The sequence below is a fragment of the Streptomyces sp. E-08 genome (assembly GCF_049913095.1).
Lineage (GTDB): Bacteria > Actinomycetota > Actinomycetes > Streptomycetales > Streptomycetaceae > Streptomyces.
The window spans coordinates 719,980-731,464 of sequence record NZ_CP183971.1 but is presented as its reverse complement, the minus strand read 5'-3'; the positions used below and the strand labels follow the sequence as shown (position 1 = coordinate 731,464).

Here is an 11,485-nt window from a genome sequence, read left to right as displayed (position 1 = left end):
TGGGAGGGACGTCCTTCAGTTCGCGCTCTTCGACGGGTCCTTGAGGCCGACGGTCGCGTAGTCGAGCTGACCGCTCCAGGAGGTGTGGCCGTAGGCGCCGGCGATGTTGGTGCCCACGAGGAGCGAGCGGCGCTTCATGGCGCCGGGGGCGACGGGCGCCTTGGCGAGGATCTGCCCGTCGAGCTCCTGCCAGGCCTTGTTGGCCTGGGCGCCGTCGGTCATGGCGGCGATCTCGTCCATCCGCTTCATGGTGGCGTCGTCCCGGAAGAGGGAATGGTTGCCGGAGTTGCCCTTCACCTTGATGTAGCGGCCGTCGAACACGAAGGGGAGGAAGGTGGTGCCGGACGGGAAGTCGGGGCACCAGCCGGTGTAGACGAGGTCCGTGCGGTTCTTGGTGTCGCCGATGGTGTCGTAGAAGGCGGACGGGTCGACGGTCTCGATGGTCACCTTGATGCCGGCCCGGCCCAGGGACTGCTGGATGGCCTCGCCGATGGCCTTGTCGTTGATGCTGACGGTGAGGCGGGTGGAGAAGCCGTCGGCCTTCCCGGCCTCCTTCAGGAGCTGCTTGGCCTTCTCGGGGTCGCCGGAGAGCGGGATCTTCAGGGTGTCGGGCTGCTTTCCGCCGGTGAAGAGGGAGCCCGGCATGGCGGCGCTGGAGGCGTCGGTGACGGCCGGGCCGCCGGCGGCGGTGACGATCGCCTCCCGGTCGAGGGCCCACTGCACGGCCTGGCGGACCTTCAGGTCGTCGAAGGGGGCGCGGCCGGTGTGCATCTGGAGCATCTCGGTGCAGCTGCTGGACTCGGCGAGCAGCCGGGCCTTGACGTCGCTCCTGGTCAGCACCTTGGGGATGGACTCGGGGCGGAGCTGGGCCCAGGGGACGGCGGAGGCGTCGGTGCCGGAGGAGGCGATGAGCCGGTCGTCGATCTGGTTGCCCTTGAGGCCCATGGTGACGACGATCCGGTCCGGGTACGCCTTGCGGACCGTGTCGCTCTTCGGGTCCCAGTGGGGGTTGCGGACCAGGACGATCTGCTTGTCGCGGGCGTACGTCTCGATCTTGTACGGCCCCGAGGAGAACGGGCGGCTGTCGTACTGGGGTCCCTTGTCCTGCTTCTGCGGCACCGGGGCGAAGGTCGGCAGCGTGGCGGCGAAGGGGAACTCGGCGAAGGGCTTGTGGAGTTCGAAGACGATCGTGCGGGCGTCCGGGGTCTTCACCGAGTCGAGGTGCCGGCCCCCTGCCGGACCCTGGTAGCCCTCGGCGCCGGCGAGGTAGCGGGCCGCGTAGTCGGGGCCGCCGGGCAGCTCGGGGGAGAAGGACCTCTCCACGTTGTACTTGATGTCCTGGGCGGTGATCGGGGTGCCGTCCTCGTACTTCAGGCCGGGCTTGAGGCGGAAGGTCCACGTCCTGGCGCCGTTGGACGGGGTGCCGAGGTCCTCGGCGAGGTCGGGGACGAGTTCGCTGCCCTTGGCGCCGGGCTCGGCCTTGTAGGTGACGAGCGTGCGGTAGAGCAGCCGGGTGCCGAAGTCCATGTCGGGCATGACCCAGTTGCGGGCGGGGTCGAGGTGGGTGAAGTCCTGGTTGGACAGGACGGTGAGCGTGCCGCCCTTCTGCGGGGTCCCTCCGATGACCGCGCCGCTGGTGGAGGCCGCGGGGTTCCTGCGGTCCGGGGAGCCGGCGGACTTCCCGCCGCCGGAACAGGCGGTCGCGCCGAGGGCGAGGGTCGTCACCAGGGCGGTGGCCAAGGTGAGGGTGCGCTGGTTCATGAAAGGTCACTCCGGGAGGGCAGCAGTCGGACAGCCGGTGTCGAGGATCTGTCGGCTGGAATGTGACCGGTAACATAGTAATGTGAAATTGTACTGACAAGGTGTCGGGCGTTCTGTTACTCATCCGTGTCCGTGCGGTGCATTCGACGGCGGCGGGGTGACTGAGAGGCTCCTCGCAGGTCTTGGCAACTTCAGTGCCATGTGAAATATTACTGCCGTGCCCACGAGAAACACCTCGGATGTCATCGTCGTCGGCGCCGGCGTCGTCGGCGCGGCCTGCGCCCACTACGCCGCCCGAGCCGGCCTCTCCGTCACCGTCGTCGACCGCGGTCCCGTCGCCGGCGGAACCACGGGAGCCGGCGAGGGAAACCTCCTGGTCTCCGACAAGGAACCAGGGCCCGAGCTCGAACTCGCCCTGATCGCCACCGCGTTGTGGCGGGAGCTGTCCGAACTGCTCCCGCCACAGGTCGAGTACGAGGCCAAGGGCGGCCTTGTCGTCGCCTCGGACGAGCCCGGGATGTGCGCCCTGCGCGCGTTCGCGGCCCGCCAGGAGAAGGCGGGCGTCACCAGCCGGGAGGTCCCCGCGGACCGGCTCCACGACCTGGAGCCCCACCTCGCACCCACCCTGGCGGGCGGTTTCCACTACCCTCAGGACGCCCAGGTGATGCCCGCCCACGCCGCCGCCCAGCTGCTGCGCTCGGGAGGCGGAAGGATCCGGCTGCGCCTCGGGGAGGAGGTCACCGGCCTGCTCACCGGCTCCGCCGGAGAGATCCGCGGCGTACGCACCACGGCCGGCGAGATCCACGCCCCGTACGTCGTCAACGCCGCCGGAACCTGGGGCGGCGCCCTCGCCGCCCTCGCCGGCGTCCACCTGCCCGTGCTGCCCCGCAGGGGCTTCGTCCTCGTCACCGAACCGCTCCCGCGCGTGGTGCGCCACAAGGTGTACGCCGCGGACTACGTCGCCGACGTCGCCAGCGGCTCCGCCGCGCTCCAGACCTCGGCCGTCGTCGAGGGCACCCCCGCGGGACCCGTCCTGATCGGCGCCAGCCGCGAACGCGTCGGCTTCGACCGGACACTCTCCACCGAGGTCCTGAGCCGGCTCGCCGCCGGGGCCACCGCGCTGTTCCCGGTCCTCGGCGCCGTCCGGGCCATCCGCACCTACCTCGGCTTCCGCCCCTACCTGCCCGACCACCTTCCCGCGATCGGCCCCGACCCGCGCGTCCCCGGCCTGCTCCACGCCTGCGGCCACGAAGGAGCGGGCATCGGACTCGCCCCCGTGACCGGACAGATCGTCACCGCCTGCCTGACGGGCGCCGAACCGCCCCTCGACATCCACCCGTTCCGGCCGGACCGGTTCGCCGAGACGGCACCCTGAGCCGCGGCAGCGCCGACGGCACCGCACCCCGACGTGCGCGCACCCATCGTCACGAGAGGAGGGCCCGTGGCCCGCACCCCCGCCGACCTCGTCGGCGCACAGCCCGATCCGCCGTTCGAGATCACCTTCGACGGCCGTCGCGTCACCGCCCTGCCGGGCCAGACCCTCGCCGCCGCCCTCTGGAGCGCCGGCATCCTGGCCTGGCGCACCACCCGGGACGGCGGCCGGCCGCGCGGCGCCTTCTGCGGCATCGGCCAGTGCTACGACTGCCTCGCCACCGTCAACGGCGAACCCAACCGGCGCGCCTGCCTGGTCCCGGCACGCCCCGGCGACGCGATCACCACCCAGGAGGGCCACGGCCATGACCGCCTCACCGTCTGAGCCCGGAGTGCGGCGCGCACCGTACGACCTCGCCGTCGTCGGCGCGGGCTCCGCGGGACTCTCCGGCGCCGTCACGGCCGCCGAACTCGGCCTCTCCGTCGCCCTCCTCGACACCTCCGCCCAGACCGGCGGACAGTTCTACCGGCACCCGGCGCCCTCCCTCGGCGCCGTACGGCCCGAGGCCCTGCACCACGACTGGTCCGCCTACTCCGACCTGCGGCGACGTCTCACCGGAAGCTCCGTCACCCACCTGGCGGGACACCACGTGTGGTCCACGGTGCGGGAGGACGACGGGACCTGGACCGTGCACGCGGTCACCGGGGCCGACGGCGACGGGGAGCGGCCCGTACGGATCCGGGCGCGGAACCTGCTCCTCGCCACCGGAGCATACGAGCGCCAACTCCCCTTCCCCGGCTGGACCCTGCCCGGCGTCGTGGGCGCCGGAGGAGCCCAGGCCATGCTGAAGTCCGGGCTCGTGCTGCCCGGTCGCCGCATCGTCGTGGCGGGCAGCGGCCCCCTGCTGCTCGCCGTCGCCTCCTCCCTCGCCGCCGCCGGCGCGCGGGTGCCGGCCGTGGTCGAGGCCGCCGGCTATCTGCGGTACGCCCGCAGCCCCCGGGCGCTCGCCGCCAACCCGGGGAAGGCGGTCGAGGCCCTGCTGCACGGAGCCGGACTGCTCCGGCACCGGGTGCCGGTGCGGCTGCGCAGCGCGGTCACCGAGGTGCACGGCACCGACCGGGTGGAAGCCGTGACCGTCACCCGCCTGGACGCCGACTGGCGCCCCGTGCCGGGGACGGGCCGACGGATCACCTGCGACGCCCTGGCCGTCGGCCACGGCCTGGTCCCCCAGATCGAGCTGGCCACGACGGTCGGCTGCGCCACCCGGACCCTGCCCGACGGCACCCTGGGCCTCGCCCTGGACGACCTCCAGGAGACCTCGGAGCCCGGCCTGTGGGCGGCGGGCGAGACCGGAGGCGTCGGCGGCGCCGAACTCGCCCGTACGGAAGGGGAGCTGGCGGCCCGCGCCCTCGCCGCGCGACTCCTCGGGCGGCGCACCGGCGAGGGCCGGATCGCCGAACTCCGGCGCCGCCGCGACCGGATGCGCGCCTTCGCCGACGTGATGTCCGCGGCGCACGCCCCGGGCCCCGGCTGGCAGGAGTGGCTCACCGACCCCACGGACGTGTGCCGCTGCGAGGAGGTCACCGCCGGCCGCGTCCGCGAGGCGGTCACCGAACTCGGCGCGCGGGACGCGCGCACCGTCAAGCTCCTCACCCGGGCGGGCATGGGCTGGTGCCAGGGGCGGATGTGCGGCACGGCCGTCGCCTGCCTCGCCGCGCGCGGGGGCACCCCCGAACCACCCGCGGAACGCCGCCCGTTCGCCGTGCCGGTGCGGCTCTCGACGCTCGCCGCGCTCTCCCCGCTCGATGAGGATCCGGCAGGGCCGGCCGCTCCACCCCCCGAAGCTCCCTAGAGCCCGGAAGAGAGGCCCCGTCGGGCCTCTCCTCTTTCCCTACCTGTAAAATGTCACACAGTATAGAAAGGTCATCGGCATGACCACCACCTGGAACACCGACCGCCCCTGGCGCGGCATCATGGTCGCCACCACCCTCCCGTTCCGCGAGGACCTCTCCGTCGACCACGACGCCTACGCCGAGCACGTCGCCTGGCTGATCGCCAACGGCTGCGACGGCGTCGTCCCGAACGGCTCCCTCGGCGAGTACCAGACCCTGACCGACGCCGAGCGCGCCCAGGTCGTCCGCACCGCCGTCGAAGCGGCCGGCGACGGGGCCAGGGTCATGCCGGGCGTCGCCGCCTACGGCAGCGCCGAGTCGCGCCGCTGGGCCGAGCAGGCCGCCGAGGCGGGCGCCGGCTCGGTCCTCCTCCTGCCGCCCAACACCTACCGCGCCGACCCGGCGGCCGTGCGCGCCCACTACACCGAGGTCGCCGGGGTCGGGATCCCGATCGTCGCGTACAACAACCCCTTCGACACCAAGGTCGACCTCACCCCCGACCTGCTGGCCCGGCTGCACGGCGACGGCAGCATCGTCGCGGTGAAGGAGTTCAGCGGGGACGTCCGCCGCGCGTACGAGATCGCCGAACTCGCCCCGGAGCTCGACCTCCTGATCGGAGCGGACGACGTCCTCCTCGAGCTGGCCGTCGCGGGCGCCGTCGGATGGATCGCCGGATACCCGAACGCCTTCCCGGCGAGCTGCGCCGAGCTGTACCACGCGGCCGTGGCGGGCGACCTGACGACCGCGCTGCCGCTGTACAAGTCGCTGCACTCGCTGCTGCGATGGGACTCCAAGACGGAGTTCGTCCAGTCCATCAAGCTCTCCATGGACATCGCCGGCCGCCCCGGCGGGCCCACCCGGCCGCCGCGCCACCCGCTGACCGGCACGATCGAGGCCGCGGTGCGCACGGCCACGGAGAAGGCCGTCGCGAACGGCCACCACTGACGGACCCGCGACGCGGGCTCCCGCCCGTCGCCGCCCACCGCCGGTGGGCGGCGGATGCGCGCGGCCCGGCGCCGACGGTCGTGACGGACGGGTGCCGGCTGACGCCCGGGGCCGATGCCGACGGCCGGCACCTGGCGTCCGGCGCTCACCGTCGCCGGTCGTGCCGGACGCGTGCCGGCTGACGCCCGGCACTGACGATCGTGAGGGACGTCCGCCCGCTGACGCGCGCGCCGCCCGGCGGTGTTGGTCGGCACCTGGCGTCCGGTGCCCACCGACGCGCTCCGTCCGGCGACTCCGTGCCGGCGGGCGTGGGGCGCGCCCGCCTTCCGGCGCGGCCTGGCCGGAGCGCGCCGTCCAGAGGTCCGCGCCGTCGGCGCGGACCGCACCCACGGCCGTGGTTCGCGCCCGGCCCCCGATGTCCCGCGCCGCGGTCCTGGGTCCGCCCGCCGCCGGCGTCGTACCGCCCTTCCCGCAACGTCCCGAACCGGACACCCTTCCCCGGAGGCCTCCTCCCGTGACCGACGTCGTTCCCACCCTCACCTCCAGCAACCCGGCCGACCCCACCGACGTACTCCTCCACATCCCCGCGCCCGGTGCCTTCGCGGCCGTCGACGCCGTCGAGCGGGCCCGCGCCGCCCAGCCCGGCTGGCTGCGGGCCGGAGCCGCCGCCCGCTCGGCCGCTCTGGGAGCCGTCGCCGACGCCGTCGAGGCCGCGGCCGGCGAACTGGCCGCGCTCGCCGTGCGCGAGGTCGGCAAACCGCTCTCCGAGGCCAGGGCCGAGGTGGCCCGTACCGCCGCGATCTGGCGCTACTACGCCCAGGCCCCGTACGAGCCCACCGGCGCCGTCCACGAGACCGCCGCGGGCGCCGGACTCCTCCTGACCCGGCGCCGCCCGCACGGCGTGGCCGGCCTCATCACGCCCTGGAACTTCCCCTTCGCCATCCCGACCTGGAAGGCGGCCCCCGCGCTCGCGGCCGGGAACACGGTCGTGCTCAAGCCGGCCCCCGAGGCCACCGCGTGCGCCCAGCGCCTGGCCGAGATCGTGCGACAGGCCGTGCCGGACGCCGTGTTCACCGTCCTGCCCGGCGGGGCGACCGAAGGCAACGCGCTCGTCTCGGCCGCCGACGTCGTCTCCTTCACCGGCTCCACCCCCGTGGGGCAGGCCGTGGCCCGGGCCGCGACCGCCCGGGGCATCCCGGCACAGGCCGAGATGGGCGGCCTCAACGCGGCGATCGTCCTGCCCGACGCGGACATCGAGCAGGCAGCCGCCCACATCGCCGCCTCCATCGCCGGGTTCGCGGGCCAGAAGTGCACCGCCACCAGCCGCGTCATCGCGGTCGGTGCCGCCCTCGACCCGCTGCGCGAGGCGCTCTCCGAGGCGCTGCGGGCCCTCGCGGTCGGTGACCCGGCCGACCCGGCCACCGTGTGCGGGCCGCTCATCCACGAGGGCGCCCGCGACCGCATGGCCGAGGCCTGCCGGGGCCTCGCCACGCTCGCCGGCGGTACCGCGCTCGACAGGCCCGGCTGGTACGCGGCCCCGACCCTGGTCGAGAAGGTGTCCCCGGGACACCGGCTCCTGCGCGAGGAGGTCTTCGGCCCGGTCGCCGCCCTGCTCGCCGCCGACGACGTCGCCCACGCGATCCGGATCACCAACTCCGTCCCGTACGGCCTGGTGACCTCGGTCCACACCGCCGACCTGAACACGGCCCTGCACGGCCTCGACCTGCTCGACACCGGCATGATCCGGATCAACGCCCCGTCCACCGGCGTCGACTTCCACCTGCCGTTCGGCGGCTCCAAGGCCTCCAGCCACGGGCCGCGCGAGCAGGGCAGGGCGGGCCTGGAGTTCTACACGTCGGGACGTACGTACACCCTGGCGCCGGCGGGACCGGCGGCGTGATCCGGCGCGGTGGTGGCCCCGGGCCGCGAAGGGCCACCACCGCACGCACCACGGGCGGCCGGGCCCGCGAGCGCCCTCCCACATCCGAGCGAGAGAACCCATGAATCCCGCGTACGCGACCGTCGACCACACCTTCACCGTCCCCCTGGACCACCGGGCCCCCGACGGCCCCACCCTCCAGGTCTTCGCCCGGGAGGTCGCCGACCCCGCCCGCGCGGGCGAGGAACTCCCCTGGCTGCTCTACCTCCAGGGCGGACCCGGCGGAAAGTCCCCCCGCCCGTCGGCCGGTGCGCCCGGCTGGCTGCCGCACGCCCTGAAGACCCACCGGGTGCTGCTCCTCGACCAGCGCGGCACCGGCCGCTCCAGTCCCGTCACCGCCCGCTCGGCCGCCGCCTTCGACACGCCGGAGCGCCTCGCCGACCATCTCGCGCACTTCCGGGCGGACGCGATCGTCGCCGACGCGGAGCTGATCCGCCGCGAACTCTGCGGCGACACCCCCTGGGAGACCCTCGGGCAGAGCTACGGCGGTTTCCTCACCCTCACCTATCTCTCCCAGGCGCCCGCGGGTCTGCGCGCCTGCTACGTCACCGGCGGTCTGCCCGGCCTCGCCGCCACCGCCGACGACGTGTACGCGCGCACGTACCCCCGGGTCCGCGACCGGGTGCGCGACTTCTACGCCCGCTACCCGCAGGACGCCTCCCGCCTGCGGAGGATCGCCGACCTCCTCGAGGCCGGAGACGTCCGCCTGCCGGACGGCGACCGGCTCACCCCGCGCCGCTTGCGCACGCTGGGACTCGTCCTCGGCATGGGCGACGGCTTCGAGCGCCTCCACTGGCTGCTCGACGAATCCCTGGACGCCGCAGGTGAGTTGACCGGCACCTTCCTGCACCAGGTGATGTCCCTGACCGGCTTCGCCGACAATCCGCTCTTCGCCGTCCTCCAGGAGTCCCTGTACGGGCAGGGTGACGGGCCGACCGGCTGGGCGGCCGCCCGCGCCCTGGCGGACTTCCCCGAGTTCACCGTGGACGCCGACCCGTTCCTGCTCACCGGGGAGATGATGTACCCGTGGATGTTCCGTGAGATCAGGGGGCTGCGCCCCTTCGCGGACGCCGCCGACCTGCTGGCCGCACGCACCGACTGGCCGCCCCTGTACGACCCGTGCCGTCTCGCGGCGAACGAGGTGCCGGTCGCCGCGGTCGTCTACCACGACGACATGTACGTCGACGCGGGGCTCTCGCTCCGCACGGCCCGGGAGGTCGGCGCCCTGCGGGTCTGGGTCACGAACGAGTGGGAGCACGACGGCCTGGCGGCCTCCGGCGGTCGCGTCCTCGCCCGTCTGATGGACATGGCGGCGGGCCGGGCCTGAGGGGTCGCGGTGGGCGGGATCGATCCCGCTCACCGCACGGGGTGGCGGTGGAAGCCGGTCAGCCCATCGCCCTCCCGTACAGCGCCTTCATCGCGGCGTCGATGGGGTGGGGCTGTGGCCTCCCCGAGGCGTCCGGCCTGTTCCACCGGATGAGGTTGACCGCCACGGACATCTGCCGCACGCCGTCGGCGCGGGTCAGGGACATGGTGCCGGCTCCCCAGACGGTGCCGTCGTGGCCCCAGAAGGTCCCGTGGCCGGTGTCGACCCTGTGCAGCCCGAGACCGTACTCGATCATCGATCCGTCCAGGGCGCGGACCGGGATCGTACGCTGCATCTCCACGAGCGACGAGGGGGCGACGATCCCGCCGTCGAGCAGCAGGGCGTAGAAGCGGTTGAGGTCCGCCATCGTCGACACCAGGGCGGCGCCCGTCCCGGCCCACGACATGTCGTAGACGCTGTAGTCGCGCGGCGGTTCGATCAGACCGTAGAACGACTCGTACAGCAGCGAGTGCGGCCCTTCGACGTGCGGCCCTGCCGGGAACCCGGTGTGCCGGAGTCCGGCCCGCTCGATGACGTTCCGGGTGACGCACTCCTCGGCCGGCATCCCGGTGACCTCCGCCAGGAGCTCGCCGAGGATCAGCCAGTTGGTGTTCGAGTACACCCCGGTGGGACCGCCGGGCTCGCCGGTGGGCGGCGCCGCGAGCCCCATCGCGATCAGCTCGGCCGGACGGAACGTCCGGAACCGGTTGTCGTCGAGACTCTCCGTCGTGACGTCCGGCAGGGAGGGAAAGCCCCGGAGGGACGGGAACGCCTGGGGGAGGTAGTCGGGGATGCCGCTCGTGTTGTTGAGCAGCATCCGCACCGTGATCCTCCTGCCGCGCTCACCCGGCACGAGGTCCGGGAGGTGGTCACCGATCGGCGCGTCGAGCCCGATGCGCCCCCGCTCGACCTGCTGGAGGACGGCGGCGGCGGTGAACGACTTGGTGACGCTGCCGACGCGGTGCCGCAGGTCGGCCCTGACGGGACGGCCGGTCGTGACGTCGGCGACCCCGGAGGCGCCGTGCCAGATCCGGTCCCCGTCCCGCACCTCGGCGAACACCCCGGGCACGCCCGCGCGGTGGACGTCGTCCAGGGCGGACTTCAGGTCGGCGGGATCGAAGCCGGTGGATGGCGTCGCCTGTCGTGTCTTCAAGGTGTCTTTCCTTTCACGAGGAACGAAGGGAGGGAGCCCGGCCGTCGTCAGTCGGCGAGCGCGCGGCGCAGAACGGCGCCGAGCTCGGCGTTCTGCCGCTGGGACACGTCGGCGGAGAGGATCGCCTGCGAGCCGTGGAAGGTGCCGGGCCACTGGTGGAGCTCGACGGACACGCCCGCCCGGAGCAGCCGGACGGCGTAGTCGATGTCCTCGTCGCGGTTCGGGCAGAACTCGGCGGAGGCGACATAGGCCGGCGGGAGGCCCGACAGGTCGGCGGCCCGCGCGGGCGCGGCGTACGGCGTGGCGGGCCGTGAGCCCAGGTAGTGCTGCCACGCGGCGACCGCCTTCCCCCGGTGGAACCAGGGCGTGTCGGTGAAGTTCCGTGCCGACCACGTCTCCAGGCGGTCGTCGAGACCCGCCTGGTTGAGCAGCTGGAAGCGGATCGGCGGTCCCTGCTCGTCACGCGCCCGCAGCGCCACGGCGGCCGCGAGCCCGCCGCCGGCGCTGTGGCCGCCGACCGCGATCCGCTCGGGGTCGACACCGAGTTCGGCGGCGTGCTCGGCCGTCCACTCCAGTACGGCGTAGGCGTCGTCCAGCGCGGCCGGGAACGGATTCTCGGGGGCCAGCCGGTAGCCGACGGAGATCACCACCGCACCGGAGCTCTCCGCGATGCGGGCGGCCCACGGGTGCTCGGTGTCCACGTCGCCCATCACGAAGCCGCCGCCGTGCATCCAGACCACGGCCCCCCGGGCACCGCGCGGCCGGTAGATCCGTACCACCACGTCCGGGTCGGCGGGCACGACGCGGTCCTCGACCTCCATGTCCGGGGTGTCCGGCGCGGGTACCGCGGTCGCGAGACCGGCGAAGTACGAGCGGGCGGCCACCGGGTCGGACAGGTCGGTGCGGGGGAAGAACGGTATGAACGCTTCGAGTTCGGGATCCATGACGACCATCCTCAAGGCGGGCCGCCGAGGGGTCACCCGACATCCGTCGCGCGTCCCGCACCGATCACGCACCGAACGGCGCACCCCGTCCACCACTCCGTCTGGGATCCTTC

General features: G+C 73.8%; 9 protein-coding genes. 6 read left to right on the top strand and 3 right to left on the bottom strand.

Annotated elements, in window-relative coordinates; genetic code table 11:
- Window positions 1–15 precede the first annotated feature (15 nt).
- Window positions 16–1,761 (bottom strand): ABC transporter substrate-binding protein, encoded by a 1,746-nt coding sequence (locus ACN9MM_RS03515; RefSeq protein ID WP_426362228.1) that lies wholly within the window; start codon window positions 1,759–1,761, stop codon window positions 16–18.
- A 217-nt stretch (window positions 1,762–1,978) separates the two neighbouring features.
- Here ACN9MM_RS03515 and ACN9MM_RS03510 point away from each other — a divergent pair, with 217 nt between their 5' ends.
- The 6 genes from ACN9MM_RS03510 to ACN9MM_RS03485 all read left to right on the top strand — a co-directional run bounded on the left by ACN9MM_RS03510 (window position 1,979) and on the right by ACN9MM_RS03485 (window position 9,236).
- Window positions 1,979–3,136, top strand: coding sequence for an NAD(P)/FAD-dependent oxidoreductase (locus ACN9MM_RS03510; RefSeq protein WP_426362227.1), 1,158 nt, complete (start codon window positions 1,979–1,981; stop codon window positions 3,134–3,136).
- A gap of 66 nt (window positions 3,137–3,202) precedes the next feature.
- On the top strand, window positions 3,203–3,517 hold the full coding sequence (locus ACN9MM_RS03505) for a (2Fe-2S)-binding protein (protein WP_426362226.1): 315 nt from the start codon (window positions 3,203–3,205) through the stop codon (window positions 3,515–3,517).
- Entirely contained in the window at window positions 3,498–4,985 is a 1,488-nt protein-coding gene (locus ACN9MM_RS03500) for an FAD-dependent oxidoreductase (protein WP_426362225.1), read from the top strand. Before ACN9MM_RS03505 ends, ACN9MM_RS03500 begins: the two co-directional genes overlap by 20 nt.
- A gap of 79 nt (window positions 4,986–5,064) precedes the next feature.
- Window positions 5,065–5,970, top strand: a complete 906-nt coding sequence (locus ACN9MM_RS03495) for a dihydrodipicolinate synthase family protein (protein ID WP_426362224.1) — start codon at window positions 5,065–5,067, stop codon at window positions 5,968–5,970.
- Between the two features lie 514 nt (window positions 5,971–6,484).
- On the top strand, window positions 6,485–7,870 hold the full coding sequence (locus ACN9MM_RS03490) for an aldehyde dehydrogenase family protein (protein ID WP_426362223.1): 1,386 nt from the start codon (window positions 6,485–6,487) through the stop codon (window positions 7,868–7,870).
- Between the two features lie 100 nt (window positions 7,871–7,970).
- Window positions 7,971–9,236, top strand: a complete 1,266-nt coding sequence (locus ACN9MM_RS03485; protein ID WP_426362222.1) for an alpha/beta fold hydrolase — start codon at window positions 7,971–7,973, stop codon at window positions 9,234–9,236.
- A gap of 58 nt (window positions 9,237–9,294) precedes the next feature.
- On the opposite strand, the gene ACN9MM_RS03480 is transcribed toward ACN9MM_RS03485, so the two are convergent.
- The gene (locus ACN9MM_RS03480) at window positions 9,295–10,428 is read right to left on the bottom strand and encodes a serine hydrolase domain-containing protein (RefSeq protein ID WP_426362221.1); all 1,134 of its coding nucleotides are present in this window, start codon (window positions 10,426–10,428) and stop codon (window positions 9,295–9,297) included.
- A 47-nt stretch (window positions 10,429–10,475) separates the two neighbouring features.
- Window positions 10,476–11,372, bottom strand: coding sequence for an alpha/beta hydrolase (locus tag ACN9MM_RS03475; RefSeq protein ID WP_426362220.1), 897 nt, complete (start codon window positions 11,370–11,372; stop codon window positions 10,476–10,478).
- Between the last annotated feature and the right edge of the window lie 113 nt (window positions 11,373–11,485).

Bases quoted from the DNA above. Each gene is read 5' to 3' on its own strand.
- ACN9MM_RS03515 (WP_426362228.1), bottom strand. From the start codon at position 1,761: ATGAACCAGCGCACCCTCACCTTGGCCACCGCCCTGGTGACGACCCTC.
- ACN9MM_RS03500 (WP_426362225.1), top strand. From the start codon at position 3,498: ATGACCGCCTCACCGTCTGAGCCCGGAGTGCGGCGCGCACCGTACGAC.
- ACN9MM_RS03495 (WP_426362224.1), top strand. From the start codon at position 5,065: ATGACCACCACCTGGAACACCGACCGCCCCTGGCGCGGCATCATGGTC.
- ACN9MM_RS03485 (WP_426362222.1), top strand. From the start codon at position 7,971: ATGAATCCCGCGTACGCGACCGTCGACCACACCTTCACCGTCCCCCTG.
- ACN9MM_RS03475 (WP_426362220.1), bottom strand. From the start codon at position 11,372: ATGGATCCCGAACTCGAAGCGTTCATACCGTTCTTCCCCCGCACCGAC.